We start from the raw sequence: 18,038 nt of genomic DNA, 5'->3' as shown, positions 1-18,038 counted from the left end.
TATGAGCCCTGATCTTGTTTCGTTAAGCCACCAACTGCTGGATGCCGCCGAAGGCAAGCCGCGCTTTATGGTTGCCCTGGCGGGGCCGCCGGGGGCCGGAAAATCCTACCGCAGCGCGCTGCTCTGTGAAGCGATTAATCAACTGCGCCCAGGGCACGCGGCGGTGGTGCCGATGGATGGCTACCACTTCGATAACGCCGTACTGGGCGATGAGCAGCTGCCTGTGAAAGGTGCGCCCCACACCTTCGATGTGGAGGGCTTGCATCACGATTTAATGCGCATCCGTCGGGCGGATAAGCCGGTGGCCGTGCCGGTCTTTGATCGGCCGCTGGACCTTGCCCGTGCCGGTGGGCGGTTAATCACCCCCGCGCATCGCATTGTGATTGTGGAAGGCAATTATCTGCTATTGAACCAAGATCCGTGGCGTTCACTGCACGCGCTGTTCGACTGGACGCTAATGATCGACGTCGACGACGCAGTGCTCGTAGAGCGGTTGGTGAACCGCTGGCTCTGTATGGGCCAAGACCACAGCGGCGCGCTTGAGCGCACCCACCAAAAAGACATGCTGAACGCCGCGCTGGTAAAAACCAGCAGCGTGCCACCTGACCAGCGCTGGCGCTAGGACGCGCTTGCCCAGCCAATAACCCGGAGAGTGACGATGACCCAGCTTAATAACCACAATGTGGGTTCCCTCAGCGCGGCGGTTGAGACGCCGACCTATGATCGTCAGGCCGTGACGCCTGGCATCGTCCATATTGGCGTCGGTGGTTTTCATCGTGCCCATCAGGCGATGTACGTAGATGCGCTGATGAACCAAGGCGAAGCGCTGGATTGGGGCATTGTGGGCGTGGGGGTCATGCCCGGCGACAAACGCATGCAGCAGGCCCTCGCCGCACAAGACTACCTTTACACCCTCGTGGTCAAGCACCCTGACGGTGAATATCAGCCTCGGGTGATTGGCAGCATGGTGAACTACCTGTTTGCCCCGGAAGACCCCGAGGCGGTGATCGAAACCATGGCCGACCCCGCCATCAAAATTGTCTCGCTCACCGTTACGGAGGGCGGCTACAACTTTCATCCGGTGTCCGGAGAATTCAACCTGGACGCCCCCCAGGTGCGCGACGATCTCGCCCATCCTGAGCGCCCCTCCACCAGCTTTGGCTTAGTGGTGGAAGCCCTGGTACGCCGCCGGGCACGGGGTATTGCGCCGTTTACGGTGATGTCCTGCGATAACATTCAAGGCAACGGCGATGTCGCCAAGCGTATGTTCAGCGCCTACGCCCGCGCCCGCAGTGCGGAGCTGGGCGACTGGCTGGCCGCCGAGGTGGCGTTCCCCAACGCCATGGTAGACCGCATCACGCCAGTGACCGCGCCCACGGATATCGAAGAGCTCTCCCAGCGCTTTGGCGTTGAAGATGCCTGGCCCGTGGTGTGCGAGCCTTTTACCCAGTGGGTGTTGGAAGATCACTTCCCCTTGGGCCGCCCGGCGTTCGAGAAGGTCGGCGTGCAAGTTGTTGAGGATGTCGAGCCGTACGAGCTCATGAAGCTGCGCCTGCTCAATGCCAGCCACCAAGCGCTTACCTACTTTGGCTATCTGGCGGGCTACCGCTACGCCCATGAGGTGTGCCAAGACCCGCTGTTTGTCGAGTTCTTGCTCGGCTACATGCGCGAAGAGGGCACGCCGACGCTGGCCCCCGTGCCGGGGGTGGATCTAGAAGCCTACCGGCTGACGCTGATCGAGCGCTTTGCGAACCCACAAATCAGAGATACCTTGGCGCGGCTGTGCGCCGAAAGCTCGGATCGCATTCCTAAATGGTTAGTGCCGGTGATTCGCCAGCAGCTTGCCCAGGGCGGTGAGATTGAGCGCAGTGCCGCCGTGGTGGCCAGCTGGGCACGCTACGCCGAAGGCGTCGATGAGCAGGGGCAGACCATTGAGATCGTGGACCGCTTGCGCGAGCCGTTAATGGCCATTGCCACCAATAACCGCACCCATCCAGCGGCCTTCGTGGAAAACCGGGAGCTGTTTGGCGACTTGGCGGACCAGCCTCGCTTCCTTAACGCCTACCTGGAGGCGCTGAAGTCGCTGCATGAACGGGGCGCACGGGCTACTCTTGAGGCTCTGGTCGCGTCCAAAGGAACGTTGTGATGTATATCGGGGTGGATTGCGGTACGCAAAGTACCAAAGTCGTGGTGGTGGATGTAGAGCGGGGCGTCATTCTGGGCGAGGGCAGCCGCCCGCATCGCCTGGATGAAGGGGAGCATGGCCGCCGGGAGCAGGCACCGGCAGAGTGGCTGGCGGCGCTCAAGGGCGCGTTCTTTCAAGCGATTGAGCGCGCCGGGATCGATGCCAAGCAGGTGCGCGGTATTGGTGTGTCTGGCCAGCAGCACGGCATGGTGGCACTCGATGCCGATGGCGTGCCGGTGTATCCCGCCAAGCTGTGGTGCGATACCGAAACCAGCGCTCAAAATAGCGCGTTGGTAGAAACGCTGGGGGGCGAGGCGGGCTGCCTGGAGAAGCTGGGCCTGGTGCTGCAAACGGGCTATACCGCTTCCAAAGTGGCTTGGTTACGCGAGCATCAGCCGGATGCCTACCAGCGTATTGCTACGCTCTTGCTGCCCCATGACTACCTGAATTTCTGGCTGACCGGCGAACGGGTTACCGAGGCAGGCGACGCCTCGGGCACCGGTTACTTTGATACCCGCGCCCAGTGCTGGCAAAAAGAGGTGTTTGCCGCCATTGCGCCGGAGCTCGACCCTGACCGTGTACTGCCTCGGATCATTGACGCCCATGAACCCGCTGGCCGCGTTCGCCCGTTAGTGGCTCAGGAGCTGGGGCTAGGCGATAACGTGGTGGTCTCCTCCGGCGGTGGCGACAACATGATGGGGGCGATTGGCACCGGAAATATTACCCAGGGACTGGTCACGCTCAGTTTGGGCACTTCCGGCACGGTGTGTGCTTACTCACCTAATTCCGTGGTGTGTGACAGCGCCATGGTGGCGAATTTTTGCGCCAGCCACGGGGGGTGGCTGCCGCTGATCTGCACCATGAACGTGACCTCGGCAACGACTCGCGTGCGTGAGCTGTTTGGGTTGGACTTGGCTACCTTTGGCGAACAGGTCGCCAGCGCCCCGATTGGTGCCGATGGCGTCACCGTGCTGCCGTTCTTTAACGGCGAACGGGTGCCCATGCTGCCCGATGCCACCGGCGATTTTCTCGGGTTGACCAGCCTGAATATGACCCAGGCCAACCTCTGCCGAGGCGTGATGGAGGGTGCGACCTTTGGCCTACGCTATGGGCTGGAGCTGCTAGGCGAGCTGGCGGCGGGCACCAGCCAGATTCGATTGATTGGCGGCGGGGCGAAAAGCCCGGTGTGGCGGCAAATGGTCGCTGATATTACCAACACCCAGGTGATTTGCCCCGAGATTACCGATGCCGCCGCGCTAGGAGCAGCCATTCAAGCGGCCTGGTGCGATTTACAACCCGAGGGCGTTAGCCTGGCATCACTCTGCGAGCGTTTAGTGCATCTGGATGCGGCATCGCTAGCGGAGCCTGATGCCGAGCGTGTGGCCGCCTATGAAGGAGCCTATCAGCGCTATTTGGCCGCGCTAGGGCAGCGCCACTCGCTTTAGAAATAACTCTATAAATAACAACGCCAGCACCTTGATCATCGAAGGGTGCTGGCGTTCGTGTATTAGCGTGTTTTATGCAGGCTGCTTACCAGGATTTATAAGGCAGGAACTTGCCGTTCAAGGTGAGCAGCACGCGGTCGCCCTTGGGGTCTTCGATTTTGTCCACTTCCATGGTGAAGTCGATCTGCTTGACATCAGTGTTGTACACACAAATCAGGCAACTTCAAGTCTAGCATACATACATGAATGTAACTATAATGCCACTCTTTCATAATGGTGCCGTGCTGCGCCGTCTTACGTTGACACCTAGAGGCAATCCCATGCGACTAGCACACTGGGCAGTCAATGCCCCCTTTCGCCCCCTGTTGTTAGCAGTGCTCACGTCTTCTTTTATCCTGCCAGCTCAAGCGGCGGATCTTGTGACCATCACCCGTGATGCGCTGAACAACAATACGGCATTGGCATCAGCCCGGTCAGAGTTTTCCGGTGTAGAAGCGGCGCGAGACGTAGCGCGGGGTGGGTTGCTGCCCCAGGTGAATGCCTCCGGTAGCGCCACGCATAACGAGCAGTTTGAGAGCCAGGGGTCTGCCCGTAACACAGGCGCAGGTGGTGGTGATGACAGCTACAACACCGTTTCATTAACGCTGGAAGCCACGCAAGCGCTGTTCAATGCCGTGACGCGCCAGGAAGTAACTCAGGCAGAGCGCCAGATTGATCAACAGGTTTATTTGCTGGCTGCCACCGAACAGCAGCTGCTGATTGATGTGGCCAGCGCCTACTTCGATATCTTGCGTGCCTATGAAGTGTTGGAAGCACGGCTAGCCCAAGAGCGTGCCATCGGACGCCAGTTGGAGCAGGCTCGTGAGCAGTTTGAGGTGGGCTTGATTGCGATCACCGAGGTGGAAGAGGCGCGGGCGAGCTTCGACCAGTCCCGGGCGGACCGTATTGCCGCAGAGAGCAACCTCCAGGTAGCCTTTGAGGTGTTGGAGCAACTTACCGGCCAGCGCTATGCCAGCATCGAGGCGCTCGGTGACAGCATGCCCATCGCGGTGCCTTCTCCCACCGATCGTAACTACTGGGTTGAGCAAGCCATTGAGCGTAACCCCCAGGTGCTCGCCCAGCAGGCGGGTATTGAAGTGTCCCGCGTGGGTGTCGAGCTGGCGCGTGCTGGCCGCCTGCCCACAGTACAAGCGTTTGCCAACTATCAGTACGCTGACAGCGATAGCGAGCTGGTGCTGGTCAGCGGTTACGTCACCTCCGCTCAGGTCGGTGTGTCTGCAAACGTGCCGATCTATACCGGCGGCAGCACCAGTGCCAGCATTCGACAAGGCACTTTCCAATTGGAGAGCAGCCAGTACGACTTCGAGTCTCAGCGCCGCACTACGATTCAACAGGTTCGCTCGCTCTATACCCAGGTCAGCAACAACGTCGAAACGGTCGAAGCGCGCCAGCAGGCCATCGTGTCCAACCGCAGCGCGCTGGAAGCGACCCGCGCGGGTTACGAAGTGGGTACGCGCAATATCGTCGACGTGCTCAATGCCGAGCAAAGCCTCTATAACGCCATCGCCAATTATGCCGAGGCGCGTTACGACTATGTCGTGAATCTGCTGTCGCTGCGTCAGCAGGCAGGGCTGCTCGATGTCGAGGCCATCGAAGAAGTGAACGCGTGGCTCACGGGCGAGGACATCCACTTTATCCTACCGGAAAGCAATGAGCCCGACGCGTATCAGCGTGCAATGGATATTGGTGCACCGCCCACTCCAGGTGCCTGACGTACGCTGTGCATGCCTTCTTGGCGATCGGTCAATGTTTAGAAAAATGAATGGGAATTCGACGCATGAAAAGAGTGATTTACTCAGGTAGAGCGAGTCTAGTGACGCTGATCGCCGCATTAGCGCTCACGGCGTGTGGACAGGAGCAGCCACAGGAGCAGCAAAGCCAGCAGCAGGAAGCGCCGCCCCACCCGGTGGAGGTCACTGAGATAGCGCGTCGGGACATACCGCTGGATAAATCCTACCCCTCGCTGTTGCGCAGCGATATTGAAGTGACGCTCGTGGCACGCGTCAGCGGCTTTTTGGAAGAGCGCCACTTCGAACCCGGGCAAATGGTCGAGGAGGGAGATCGCCTCTACACCATCGAGCCGGACTTGTACCAGGCCACGGTGAACCAGCGTGAAGCAGACCTGCAGAGCGCCCGGGCAGAGCTGGCACGCGCCCAGCGGGATGCGCAGCGTTTCGAGCAGCTGCTGAGCCAGAACTCGGTCAGCCGCCAGCAGTACGACCAGGCGCTGGCAGAGCAGCGGGTCGCGCAGGCCAGAGTGGCACAGGCGGAAGCCGCGCTCACCAGTGCCAATCTGGATCTGGGATACTCCAACGTCACCGCGCCCGTGTCGGGCATGATCAGCTTGAGCCAGATCAACGTGGGCAACTTGGTGACGTCGGGCACCGAGCTTGCCACGATCACGCCTCTGGATCCGCTGGAAGTGCGCTTTCAGCTACCCCAGCGTGATGCCTTCGAGCTGCGTCGTCAGCTGGCCGACAGCGCCGGTGACATGTCCTCCATTACCGCCCATCTCAGCGTGCCCGGGTTAGCGGGTAGCGCCGGTGGTGAGCTGGCGGGCCGCCTGAATTTCCTCGGTTCCCGCGTGGATACCGGCACCAGTACGGTGCAAGCATCGGCCACGTTCGACAACCCTGACGGGGAAGTACTGCCGGGCCAGTTCGTGCGCGTACGCCTTGAAGGCCTGAAGCGCTTCGACGTCATGGCGGTGCCTGAAATTGCCGTTACCCAAGGGTTGATGGGCCCTCGTGTCTTCGTGCTGGACGACGAAAGCAAGGCGCGTGAGCGGACGGTTCAACTGGGCGATGTGGCTGGTCCCTGGCAGATCATCCTGGATGGCCTGGAGCCTGGCGAGCGCGTTGTGGTAGGTGACCCGGCGGGTATCGAGCCGGGCATGGAGATCGACCCGGTGCGTTTCGATGGCGATGCAGAACAGCTGGTCGATGACGTGGAAGAAGCCGAAGCGCAGGAGCAGCAGGAGCAGGCCGAAGCGGCTGCCGAGATGTCCGAAGGCGCCGGTGATGCGCCCGCGGAAGGGGAAGAGGGTGCCCAATAATGAATTTCTCTAACTTCTTTATCAGTCGTCCGATATTCGCCACGGTGCTGGCGATTATCCTGACGCTGGTAGGCGCGATGGCGATGCGGATATTGCCCATCGAGCAGTATCCCAGCGTGGTGCCGCCTACGGTCTCGGTACAGGCGCAGTTCCCCGGTGCCGATGCGGAGACCGTGGCACAAACCGTGGCCGCGCCCCTGGCGGAAGCCATCAACGGCGTGGAGGACATGCTGTACATGACCTCCAACAGCGCCGACAACGGCCTGATGAGCCTGAGCGTGGCATTCAACATCGGTACCGATGGTGATATCAACACCATCAACGTTAACAACCGCGTGCAGGGGGCACTGTCCCAGTTGCCAGAGGCCGTTCAGTCTCAGGGTGTCACCGTGGAGCTGCGTTCCGACTCCATTCTGATGCTGGTGGCGCTGACCTCGCCCAGCGGTGACTACAACAACGTCTACATGCAGAACTATGCCACGCTCAACATTCTCGATGAGCTGCGCCAGGTGCCTGGGGTGGGCAACGCCGAGGTGCTGGGGGGCGGCGAGTTTGCCATGCGGATCTGGATGGATCCCGACAAACTGGCCCAGTACGACCTGACCCCGAGCGAAGTGGCCAGTGCCATTCGCGCTCAGAACACCGAAATTCCGGCCGGTAATCTTGCCGCGACGCCCCAGAGCGAGCCGCGTGCCTATACCTACACCATTACCGCTGGCGGGCGTCTTTCCAGCCCGGATGATTTCCGTAACATCTTCCTGCGCACCAATGCCGATGGCTCTTCACTGCGCCTGGAAGACGTGGCGCGGATCGAGCTGGGCGCCTCTTTCTACGGCGTGGATGCGCGGTTGAACGGCGCGACCATGACGCCCATCATCATCAACCAGCAGCCGGGCGCCAACGCGCTGGAGACGGCCAACTCGGTTCGGGCGACCATGGAAGATCTGGCTGAACGCTTCCCGCCGGGGCTCGAGTACGTGACGCCTTACGATACGACGCTGTTCATCGATGCGTCCGTCGAGACGGTGCTCAAGACGTTCATCGAAGCGTTCCTGATCGTTATCGTGATTCTGTTTATCTTCCTGCAGAACTGGCGCTTTACCGTCATCGCGATGTCGGTGGTGCCGGTGTCGGTGATTGGTACCTTTGCGGGCTTCTATCTGTTCGATTTCTCGATCAACCTGTTGACGCTGTTCGCGCTGGTGCTGTCGATCGGTATCGTGGTGGATGACGCGATTCTGGTGGTGGAGAACGTCGAGCGGGTGCTCAGCGAAGAGGACGATATCAGCGTTCGCGATGCCACCATTCGCGCCATGAAAGAGGTCGGTGGGCCGGTCATCGCCACGTCGTTGATCATGGCGGCGGTGTTCGTGCCGGTCGCCTTCATGGGCGGCTTCACGGGCCAGATCTACCAGCAGTTCGCGATTACCGTGGCGATCTCGGTGGCATTGTCGGCGCTGATGGCACTGACCTTCACCCCGGCGCTGTCCGCGATCTTCATCAAGCACAACCTGCACAAGACCCGTCAGTCCGCTTTCAAGCGTGCGATTACCACGCCGCTGCGCCTGTTCGATCGTTTCTTCGCAGGCTTCACGGCGCTCTACATGTGGTTCGTGAAGAAGCTGGTGCGCTTCTGGGTGCTGGCGCTGGCGCTGACCGTGGCAGTAGGGGCGGGCTCTTATTGGCTGTATGCCAATACGCCCTCCACGCTGGTGCCCGAAACGGACCAGGGGATCGTGCTGGTCAGCGTGTCGCTGCCGGACGCCGCTTCGCTGGATCGTACCCAGAACTACATGGCCGAGCTAAGTGCTGCCATTGAAGATATCCCTGGCGTGCAGTACTCCTCGGCGGTGGCAGGGTATGACATTCTGTCCAGCGCGGTGAACACCGCACGCGGGATCATGTTCGTCAACATGCAGCCCTGGTCGGAGCGCGACCTGACCGCCAACGAGCTGGTGGGCCGTATCATGCAGCTGGGTGCCAGCATCGACGGTGGTTCGGCCATGGCCTTCAACGTGCCGCCGATCATGGGGCTATCCACCACGGGTGGTTTCACCGGTTACCTGCAGTCGTTCGATGGTGCCTCCACCCGTGAGCTGTATGAAGCTTCGCTGAAAATCATGCAGGCCGCGAATCAGCACCCTGTGCTTAACCGAGTGTTCAGTACGTTTAACGTGAACGTGCCCTCTTACCGGGCGGAGATCGACCAGCAAAAAGCACTCAGCTACGGCGTTGCGCTGGAGAACATCAATTCGGCGCTGGCGAACACCTTTGGTAATGGGTTTGTGAACTACTTTAGCTACCAAAACCGCAACTTCCAGGTGTACTTACAGAACGAGGACGAGTTCCGTAAAACACCGGAAGACGTCAACAACGTCTACGTGCGCGGCGGTAATGGCGAGCGTATTCCACTCTCTGAGTTCGTCACGCTAGAGCGTCAAACGGGACCTGCGGTGGTGTCGCGTTTTGGGGTCTACGCGGGGGCGCAATTCCAGGGTAACCCTGCACCCGGCTACAGCTCGGCCCAAGCCATCGAGGCCATGGAAGAAGTGGTGCAAGAGACGCTGGGCGATAACTGGGGCATGGGCTGGACCGGAACGGCGTATCAGGAGTCCAACCTGGGTAATACCGCCACGCTGGCCATCGTGTTCGGTATCTTGATGGTGTTCTTGATTCTGGCGGCACAGTACGAAAGCTGGTCGTTGCCGTTGGCGGTTCTCACCGCTACACCTTTCGCCTTCCTTGGCGGCATCGCGGGTATCGTGCTACGCGGATTGGATACCAGTGTCTACGTGCAGATCGGCATGCTGGTGGTGGTTGGCCTGGCGGCGAAGAACGCTATCCTGATCGTCGAGTTTGCCGAGCTGCAGCGTAAAGAGCTGGGTAAATCGATTCGCGAAGCGGCGATTACCGCCGCTGAGCTGCGCTTCCGGCCAATCGTCATGACCTCGCTGGCGTTTATCTTCGGCACTTTGCCGTTGGCCCTGGCGACCGGCGCAAGTGACGTGAGTAGCCACCACATCGGTACCACAGTGGCGATGGGTATGGCGTCAGTGGCGATTCTGGGCAGCCTGTTTATTCCCAGCTTCTACGCCATGATCGCGTCGGTCTCGGATTGGCTCTACCGCAAGCGCCATCCGAACCAGGATCGCCAAGAGCAAGCGGAGCTTGGCCACGATAACGCTTAAGCGTTCTTGCTAGGCCTACGACGGGCGCCCTTTAACAGGGCGCCCGTTTTTTGTATGGGGGCCTGACACGAGTCAAATGAAGGACTTCATAAGCCGATAAGATGCGCTACGCTAGTAGAGACCACCGTTTTCAGCTTGTGCTAATAAACGCTAATAAATAAAGCTTAGGTCAGGCGAAAACAACACTGGGCAATATGCCTGGAGGAGAACACGCCATGCAAACTCTCATATCGGCTGCTCTGCAGTTTCCTACCATCGTATTTACCTTCCTGTTGGCGCTGATCGCGCTCTATTGGCTGCTAGTGCTCATTCGGCTAGCCCCCTTGGAGCTTTTCGAGCGCGACAGCTTACGCGATGATCATATGGCCAGCACGTTGGTATCGCTTGGGTTTGCCGGGGTTCCCGCCACGCTGGCGCTCAGCTTCTTGATGCTCATTGCCGGTGCGTTATCACTAGCCGTCGAGCTGCTCGCTCTGCGATGGATGCCGCTTGGATTGCTCAGGGTGCCGGTCGGGGTGTTGGTCGTGTGGGCTGCGCTCGCGGTAGCTTCCCCCATCGCTGCCGCTTTATGCCATGCGCTGCAGCGTGCGCTGCACCGTTATCAACCCTTCAAACGTCGCTGTCTGCTGGGCGCTACCGTCGTGGTGGCAGAGCGCCAAAACGACGAATCTGCCAGCGCTACGCTGCTCAATGAGCCCAGCAGTACGGTCACATTGCACTGTAAAGCCGGGGACTGCCCGCAGCCGGGTGAGCGCCGTGTGTTGGTGAAGTATCTAGCCAAGGAAGGGGCATACCGCAGCGTGCTAGAGCAGCACTATCTGGATACATGGGTGCGTATCAATAAGCTTCGTTTGCAGCACAAGCAGCATCTTAACGGATACTCCACCTAACGGCTGCCTTCAGCGATGAAACCAGCGCTGCCACTGTCTCGTCAGCCAGGTCAATAGGGTGGGCGCAGCGGTGGCGGCACGTTCGCGATGTGTGCGTGCAGGCGCGTCGAGGAAGTGGCGTATGGGCGTGACCTGTTCGGGCGTGTTGAGCATCGGAGCGTGGCCGCATCCTGTGACGGTCAAGGTCGTCAAGGTAGGCTGGACCTCGGCCATCTTGGGTAGCGTCTCGGCATCCAATAGGGTCGATGTCTCTCCGCGAATCACCATCAGCGGGCAGCGAATGTTGGCCCAGTCGGCCCAGGTGTCTCTGGGTGTGTCGTGGATAAACTGTTCGCCAATGCGCGGGTCGAAGTGGTAGGTCCAGCTTCCGTCGGGTAGGCGGCGTGCGCTGTTCAAGGCCAGCTCTCGCCACTCCTCCTCGCAGGTGATACCAAAACTGGCGTAATGCTGGGTAAGTTCTGCTTTTAAGTCGGCAAAGTTGTTGAACCGATGTATCACGCCAAAGTAGCTCGACAGGGCGATCAGACCCTCTTTATTCAGCTCGGGCCCCACGTCGTTGAGTATCAGCCGTGAAATGCGCGAGCGGTGCTGTGTGTCTGCTGCGATCAACATGCCCAGCAGGCCGCCCATGGACGTCCCCAGCCAGTCCACCTGGTCGAGCTCGTAATGATCCAGCAACGCAACGGCAATGGTGATGTAGTGACTGTAGAGATAGTCATGGGCGGGAAACAGCGACCAGCTGGAGAGTCCGCGACCCGGAGTGTCTGGGGCGATGATGCGCCACTCGCTGCCCAGCTCTCTCGCCAGCGCGGCGAAATCACCGCCGTGGCGGGCAAGCCCGTGCCAAGCGATCAGAGTGCGCGTTGCTTTTGGGTTCCAAATGCGTACGGCCACGTCCAACTCGCGCACGCGGATAAATTCCAAAGCATCCATACTGGGCTCCTTTCATGAGATAGCTCCAGTATAGGCGATTTGTTGCAGTGCAACAGAGAAGGAAAGTCATCTCAGCGGTGGAGCATGGCCATTAAAGCGTCAATCAACACTCCGCCGCGCTCGCGTAGGGAAAACGCATCGGGATTACGTAGCCAGTCGTGAAACAGGCCGCCAAGAGTAGACTGCATGAGCCTCGTGGCAATCTCCGGTGTTATATCATCGCGTAATAGCTGCTGCTGTTGGGCGAGCTGAAACACCAGAAGCATCTCGTCGAAGCATTCTTCGGCAATTTCATCCTGCATTTCGATGGGATTGATGTCGCTAAAGAACTCACAGCGATGCAGCAGAATCGATAGGATGCGCTGGTGAGAGGGCTGCTCCAAACGGTTCAGGCCCGCATGGCAGGCAAGACGGATGGCATCGAGTGGTGATACCGTGGGGTCGGCGTTATTGACCTCTTCCATCAACGACTGAAATGGCATGCGCACCCGCTGTACCAGCGCCATGAAGAGGTCACCCTTGTTTTTGAAGTGCCAATAAACGGCACCTCGGGTAAGGCCAGCATGGCGAGCAATTTGCTCCAATGACGTGCGCGCAACGCCTTTTGCGAAAAACACCTCTTCAGCAGCATCCAACAGCGCTTCGCGAGTTGCCGCAGCCTCCGCTTTGGTTTTTCTTGCCATGAAACCATTACCTCACTCTCGATACACAATGGCGTTATTTTATCTGATGTGGTGCCTTTTTACATTCAAAACTGTATGGATAATGGGTCTAAGTTGATAATCTAGGTTATCAAGCACGTTACTTAATGGTTGGAAACGGATATGATTTCATTTTGAAACGCTGTTTTAAAACCTTTCAAAGCCCTGGCGCCACTTAGAAATGGCGTATCAGGCTATGTCTCCCTGCATGTATAAGGAATGGCCATGGCGCGAGCTCCTTTCTCCCTCGCTGGGCATACCGTGATGCCTGGGCAACGTTTACAGATCGACGTGCCGGTGGCGCGCCTGTATACCCATACGCCGCTGCATATTCCGGTCGAAGTGGTTCATGGCCGCAAAGAGGGGCCGGTAATGTTAGTGTGTGGAGGGATTCATGGCGATGAGATCAATGGTGTGGAGATCGTCCGCCGTTTGCTGCGCTCGAAGACGATCAATAGCCTACGTGGTACGCTGATTGCGGTGCCGGTGGTCAATGTTTTCGGCTTTCTCCAACAGACGCGTTACCTGCCTGACCGTCGCGACTTGAACCGCTGTTTTCCTGGTAGCGAAAAAGGTTCGCTGGGCGGCCGAATCGCGGCGCTGTTTCGCGATGAGATCGTTGGTCACGCCACCCATATCATTGACCTGCATACCGGCGCCCTTCACCGCACGAACTTGCCGCAAATCCGTGCACAGCTAAGTACGGGCAGCGAAACCGAGCGCATGGCAGACGCCTTTGGTGCGCCGGTTATTTTGAATGCGGAACTACGTGAGGGCAGCCTGCGTCATTACGCCCAAAGCCGCGGTATTCCGGTGCTCACCTATGAGGCGGGTGAAGCGCTGCGCTTCGATGAATGGGCCATTGTCCCAGGGGTGCAAGGCGTGCTGCGCGTCATGCGCCGCTTGGGCATGCTCACAGGCGAGCAGCGTCGCCGTGCCCCGGCTCCGGCCGAACTGGCCAATGGCTCAAGCTGGGCGCGCGCACCCATCGACGGTATCTTGCGCCCCAAGGTGCGCTTGGGGGCGCGAGTGGCCAAAGGCGAGGTGCTTGGCAAAGTGGCAGATCCATTCGGCAACGATGAAGACGAAGTGCGCGCCATGGCGGACGGCATTGTCATCGGCATGAGCCGCTTACCGCTTGCCAACGAAGGAGAGGCGCTTTACCACATTGCCCGTTTCGACGAGATCGAAGAAGCCGAGACAGCCATCGAAAGCTTCCAGTCCAGCCTGACGCCTCCACCAGACGCGCTGTATTGACGTTACTTCTATAGCTATCAACTATTAAAGCAATATCCCTATAACCAGCGCCATGGATGGCGCGACGCTGGCTTGTTGACTATACCTGTATGGGGCCGTCTTAGCTTACGTTAAAAAGCAGTAGCGGTGATTTTCAGTGGTACAGACCGTGCCATGTCGAGTGTGACAAGGAGGAAGAGCAATGAGCAGTGGTAGCCAGCATCCCACCACCAATGAAGCAGGTATTCCGGTAGCGAGCGATGAGCATTCGCTGTCGGTAGGCGCGGATGGTCCGATCGTGATGCACGATCACTACCTGATGGAGCAAATGGCGGCGTTTAACCGGGAAATGATTCCCGATCGGCAGCCCCATGCGAAAGGCAGTGGCGCTTTTGGTCACTTCGAAATCACTCAAGACGTTAGCCAATACACCAAAGCAAAATTTCTGCAGCCAGGCGCGAAGACCGATGTCCTCATTCGCTTTTCCACTGTAGCAGGGGAGAGCGGTAGCCCGGATACATGGCGCGATCCGCGCGGCTTCTCGATCAAGTTCTACACCGAAGAAGGTAACTTCGACATGGTGGGTAACAACACCCCCGTGTTCTTTGTTCGCGACCCAATGAAGTTCCAGCACTTTATCCATTCCCAAAAGCGTCGCGCCGATAATGGCTTGCGCGACCACGACATGCAGTGGGATTTTTGGACGCTGGTGCCTGAATCTGCTCACCAAGTGGCTTGGCTCATGGGCGACCGCGGCGTTCCCGCCACCTGGCGGCACATGAACGGCTACTCCAGCCATACCTATATGTGGGTAAACGCAGAAGGCGAGCGGTTTTGGGTGAAGTATCACTTTAAAACCGATCAAGGTATCAAATGCATGACCCAGGAACAGGCTGACCAGATGGCTGGCAGCGATGCGGATTACCACCGCCGCGACCTGTTTGAGGCGATCAAGCGCGGGGATTACCCCACCTGGACGCTGCACATGCAGATCATGCCGTTTGAGGATGCCAAGACCTACCGCGTTAATCCCTTCGATCTGACCAAGGTGTGGTCACACAAAGATTACCCCTTGATCGAAGTGGGTAAACTGACGCTCGACCGTAACCCTACCGATTTCCATAGCGAAATCGAGCAGGCCGCGTTCGAACCCAACAACATGGTGCCCGGCACCGGGCTGTCGCCGGATAAAATGCTCTTGGCTCGTTCTATTTCCTACGCCGATGCCCACCGTGCGCGGTTAGGGGTGAACTACAAGCATATTCCGGTTAATACGCCCAAGAGCCCCGTGCATAGCTATACCCAGGGCGGCGCGATGCGCATTCGTCACTCTACCGACCCGGTGTACACGCCCAATAGCAAAGGCGGCCCCAAGGCAGATGGGCAGCGTTACCCGGAAGATGCGGTGTGGTCGACGGATGGGCAATTCGTACGCACCGCGTACACGCTGCGCAAAGATGACGACGACTGGAGCCAAGCGCACACCCTGGTGCGTGAGGTGATGGACGATGCCCAGCGTGACCGGTTGGTTTCCAACGTGGTGGGGCACCTTTCCGGTGGCGTCACCGAGCCGGTGTTGGAGCGCGCGTTTGAGTATTGGCGCAACATCGATCAAGAAGTAGGCGAGCGTATTGAGCAAGGCGTTCGCGCGCAGTAGCCTCCCAAAAGAAAACGCCCAACGATAAAATCGCTGGGCGTTCGTTAAACCGCCAGCCTGTTGGTCGTTAGGTCACGGGCTGGCGGTTTGTTTGCTCGTCGAGAGGCTCCGCTTCGAACTCAGGCTCACGAACCAAGCCGAGCGCGTCATCAAACAAGCGTAAGCCTGCACCCTCTTTATGTGCGTGCTCCGAGAGATGACGACGGAACCGACGCCCGCCAGGGCAGCCCTGAAAAAGCCCCAGCAAGTGGCGAGTGATATGGTTCAGCTTGGCACCTTCATCCAACCGCTGCTGAATGTATGGGCGAAACGCCGTGGCCGCTTCCAAGCGTGTACGCACCGGGCCCGGCTCGCCAAAGAGCTGCTCATCCACGCCTGCCAATAACCACGGATTTTGGTACGCCTCACGACCCACCATCACGCTATCCACCTGCTCAAGTTGCGCTTGGCACTCCGCCAGGGTTTTAATCCCGCCGTTGATACCAATATGCAGCTCAGGATGGCTCTGCTTTAGCCGGTGCACTCTTGGGTAATTCAGCGGCGGAATATCGCGATTCTCTTTCGGCGATAGCCCCTGAAGCCACGCCTTTCGGGCGTGCACGGTAAATACTTCACAGCCTGCTGAGGCCACAATATCAATAAACCGCGCTAAATCCGCGTCTTCATCCTGGTCATCAATACCAATACGGCACTTCACCGTGACCGGAATCGACACCGCCGCCTGCATGGCCTTCACCGCCGCCGCCACTTTTTCGGGATGGCCCATCAGGCACGCGCCAATCATATTGTTCTGCACCCGGTCGCTGGGGCAGCCAACGTTTAAGTTGACCTCATCATAGCCCCACGCCTGCGCAATCGCTGCGCACTCCGCCAGCTCACCCGCATCGCTGCCCCCCAACTGCAAAGCAATCGGATGCTCCACCTCGCTATAGCCCAAAAAGCGCTCACGCGGGGAGCCGTGCAGCACCGCACCGGTGGTCACCATCTCGGTATACAGCAGCGCCCGCTTGGTGAGCGTGCGGGCGAAGGCGCGGTAGTCTCGGGTAGTCCAATCCATCATAGGGGCGACGGAGAATCGGCGTGCCATGTCTGCTGGGCTTTGTTTCTTCATATCAATCACTTGCATCATAAGATGCTATCTATAAGTCATGCTCTATGTACCACTAATGTACCAATAGCAAGTTTCTTGCCGTGTAGCGAAAAGCGGTGGTGCACCATGGCTATGTATTCGAAGGGGCATCGTTGACGTGCGATTGTACGCAAGAAGCTATGAACAGTACAAAGCTAAGCTATCTCTGTACGACCGTTGAGGTCCTAACACTGTGGACCCCTTGGAGAGGCATGGCGTCTCTAAGAAGGGGTGAGGGGTCTGTCTCAATTATCGCGCAGCCCTCATCAGCTCTTATAAACCCCTGCATCACTTTGCGTATTTTGTGGTCAAAAGCGGTATGGTGAGAGCCCGAGAGAGGCAGCATTACGCCTATTACAGAAGATGAGGAGTCATTATGGGGAAAACGCTAGGTTATGTTGGCGTGGCGCTAGTGGGTACCCTGCTGTTGTACGGCTGTAGTGGGCCTGAGGAAGAGGTCGCACAACACCAGCCACACTCAGTGGCCGAAGAGCGTGCTTCTGAACCTGAGCCGCCTGCACAACAGGTTGAGCCGCTCAATGTAATGATTTCAACCGCTGCTTTTTTACGTCCAGACCGGCGTTTGATGGTGGAAGGCGAAACCAATCTGCCAAATGATGCCCAGCTACAAGTAGTGGTAGAGCGAGAAATTAGCCGCGTACGCTGGCAAGAGCGTACACGTGTGGTGAATGGTAAATTTGAAGCTGGCCCACTAGGCTCTGGCAGTGGCTTACCGGATGGCAATTATCTTGTCACCGTGCAGTTAGGTGAGGCTGCCGTTCAGCCAGAAAGCGTGCAGGCGCGCATTGGTACCCAGGGTGAATACTTGGCGGGAGAGCTCATCAGCCAGTCCCGCCATGGGTTAGGGCAGGTAGCCACCTACTCGCGCCGTTTCTTGGTAGGCAGTGAACCAAGACGGACCCGCGACCAGGTGGACGTTATTGAGGACAAGTAGGGATGGGGAGGTAGATGCTTTAGGCAGGACACCAGTGTGCTAACAACACCGCATGAATCGAGGTGTCAGTGGGCGCTTTGGAGAAGTGCTCAATGACAAATCGGCCATCACGCTGGATGAGATAGTGGCCTGCTTTATGAAACACATGCGTTGGGCCAAGCAACAGCAAATCACCAGAGGCTACTGGTGAAAAATCCGTTTCTTTGCCAGGGGTGGCCATCACGCAAGGTGCTTTCCAGTCAATCTTCAACGGCAGATGATGCGGTACGGTAATGGTCGTTGCCTGAACCTGTTCCCAGGGGAGGGGACCAGTATGGGTCAGGGTCAACAGTTGAGGCGCACTGTCACCTTCCAAAAGGGTCGCCAGCGAGCAATCAAGGGCATCGGCGAGCGCCACTAAGCGCTCGTGGCCGATCTGTTTGATCGCCCCGGACTCCCAGTAAGAAATGGTGACATCTGACACGCCAACTTTACGAGCAAGGGCAGCTTTGTTGAGCTTGGCCCTAAGCCGCAGTTGCTTGATACGTGAGCCTAGCGATTCCATTTCATTTTCCTATCGATGAGCTAAATCAGCTCGTTGAATGTACTTCCGCCCGTTAAGACG

The 18,038-nt window shown here is 58.5% G+C and carries 14 protein-coding genes and 1 pseudogene; 10 read left to right on the top strand and 5 right to left on the bottom strand.

Going from position 1 to position 18,038, the window contains the following annotated elements:
* Position 1: 1 nt before the first annotated feature.
* The 3 genes from NH344_RS00945 to xylB are packed head-to-tail and all read left to right on the top strand — an operon-like array spanning position 2 to position 3,630.
* A complete protein-coding gene (locus NH344_RS00945; RefSeq protein WP_062373545.1) occupies positions 2 to 622 on the top strand; it encodes a nucleoside/nucleotide kinase family protein in 621 nt (206 codons plus the stop codon).
* Positions 623 to 658: 36 nt separating this feature from the next.
* Positions 659 to 2,146 carry a mannitol dehydrogenase family protein gene (locus NH344_RS00940; protein ID WP_074210900.1) on the top strand — a complete coding sequence of 496 codons (1,488 nt, stop codon included), beginning with the start codon at positions 659 to 661 and terminating at the stop codon, positions 2,144 to 2,146.
* On the top strand, positions 2,146 to 3,630 hold the full coding sequence (xylB, locus tag NH344_RS00935; RefSeq protein WP_062373553.1) for a xylulokinase: 1,485 nt from the start codon (positions 2,146 to 2,148) through the stop codon (positions 3,628 to 3,630). Before NH344_RS00940 ends, xylB begins: the two co-directional genes overlap by 1 nt.
* Positions 3,631 to 3,715: 85 nt before the next feature.
* On the opposite strand, the pseudogene NH344_RS00930 reads toward xylB, so the two are convergent.
* Positions 3,716 to 3,814, bottom strand: a pseudogene (locus NH344_RS00930) (cyanate hydratase); the annotation flags it as partial.
* A gap of 136 nt (positions 3,815 to 3,950) precedes the next feature.
* Between NH344_RS00930 and NH344_RS00925 the strand changes: the two are divergent.
* The 4 genes from NH344_RS00925 (at position 3,951) to NH344_RS00910 (ending at position 10,823) form a co-directional block, all read left to right on the top strand.
* The gene (locus tag NH344_RS00925) at positions 3,951 to 5,402 is read left to right on the top strand and encodes a TolC family outer membrane protein (RefSeq protein WP_054640935.1); all 1,452 of its coding nucleotides are present in this window, start codon (positions 3,951 to 3,953) and stop codon (positions 5,400 to 5,402) included.
* A 65-nt stretch (positions 5,403 to 5,467) separates the two neighbouring features.
* Positions 5,468 to 6,745, top strand: coding sequence for an efflux RND transporter periplasmic adaptor subunit (locus tag NH344_RS00920; RefSeq protein WP_137093213.1), 1,278 nt, complete (start codon positions 5,468 to 5,470; stop codon positions 6,743 to 6,745).
* Positions 6,745 to 9,933 (top strand): efflux RND transporter permease subunit, encoded by a 3,189-nt coding sequence (locus NH344_RS00915; protein ID WP_253027386.1) that lies wholly within the window; start codon positions 6,745 to 6,747, stop codon positions 9,931 to 9,933. Before NH344_RS00920 ends, NH344_RS00915 begins: the two co-directional genes overlap by 1 nt.
* Before the next feature lie 215 nt (positions 9,934 to 10,148).
* On the top strand, positions 10,149 to 10,823 hold the full coding sequence (locus tag NH344_RS00910; RefSeq protein WP_062359311.1) for a hypothetical protein: 675 nt from the start codon (positions 10,149 to 10,151) through the stop codon (positions 10,821 to 10,823).
* Positions 10,824 to 10,832: 9 nt separating this feature from the next.
* Here the strand turns inward: NH344_RS00910 and NH344_RS00905 are convergent, their stop codons facing one another.
* Complete coding sequence (locus tag NH344_RS00905) at positions 10,833 to 11,756, bottom strand: alpha/beta hydrolase (protein WP_044627888.1); 924 nt, start codon at positions 11,754 to 11,756, stop codon at positions 10,833 to 10,835.
* Positions 11,757 to 11,827: 71 nt separating this feature from the next.
* Complete coding sequence (locus NH344_RS00900; RefSeq protein WP_054640938.1) at positions 11,828 to 12,439, bottom strand: TetR family transcriptional regulator; 612 nt, start codon at positions 12,437 to 12,439, stop codon at positions 11,828 to 11,830.
* 243 nt (positions 12,440 to 12,682) lie between these two features.
* Between NH344_RS00900 and NH344_RS00895 the strand changes: the two genes are divergently transcribed.
* Together NH344_RS00895 and NH344_RS00890 are read left to right on the top strand one after the other, a co-directional pair.
* A complete protein-coding gene (locus tag NH344_RS00895; protein WP_058576930.1) occupies positions 12,683 to 13,714 on the top strand; it encodes a succinylglutamate desuccinylase/aspartoacylase family protein in 1,032 nt (343 codons plus the stop codon).
* 181 nt (positions 13,715 to 13,895) lie between these two features.
* A complete protein-coding gene (locus NH344_RS00890) occupies positions 13,896 to 15,350 on the top strand; it encodes a catalase (RefSeq protein WP_054640939.1) in 1,455 nt (484 codons plus the stop codon).
* A 67-nt stretch (positions 15,351 to 15,417) separates the two neighbouring features.
* Here the strand turns inward: NH344_RS00890 and dusA are convergent, their stop codons facing one another.
* Positions 15,418 to 16,461, bottom strand: a complete 1,044-nt coding sequence (gene dusA / locus NH344_RS00885; protein WP_062359351.1) for a tRNA dihydrouridine(20/20a) synthase DusA — start codon at positions 16,459 to 16,461, stop codon at positions 15,418 to 15,420.
* Positions 16,462 to 16,855: 394 nt separating this feature from the next.
* Here dusA and NH344_RS00880 point away from each other — a divergent pair, with 394 nt between their 5' ends.
* Complete coding sequence (locus NH344_RS00880; protein WP_058576929.1) at positions 16,856 to 17,434, top strand: hypothetical protein; 579 nt, start codon at positions 16,856 to 16,858, stop codon at positions 17,432 to 17,434.
* A gap of 19 nt (positions 17,435 to 17,453) precedes the next feature.
* On the opposite strand, the gene NH344_RS00875 is transcribed toward NH344_RS00880, so the two are convergent.
* Positions 17,454 to 17,978, bottom strand: coding sequence for a helix-turn-helix domain-containing protein (locus NH344_RS00875; protein ID WP_044627838.1), 525 nt, complete (start codon positions 17,976 to 17,978; stop codon positions 17,454 to 17,456).
* Positions 17,979 to 18,038 lie beyond the last annotated feature (60 nt).

It is taken from the genome of Halomonas sp. Ps84H-12 (genome assembly GCF_024124725.1).
Classification (GTDB): Bacteria; Pseudomonadota; Gammaproteobacteria; order Pseudomonadales; family Halomonadaceae; genus Vreelandella; species Vreelandella aquamarina.
This window is presented reverse-complemented; position numbering and strand designations above follow the sequence as displayed.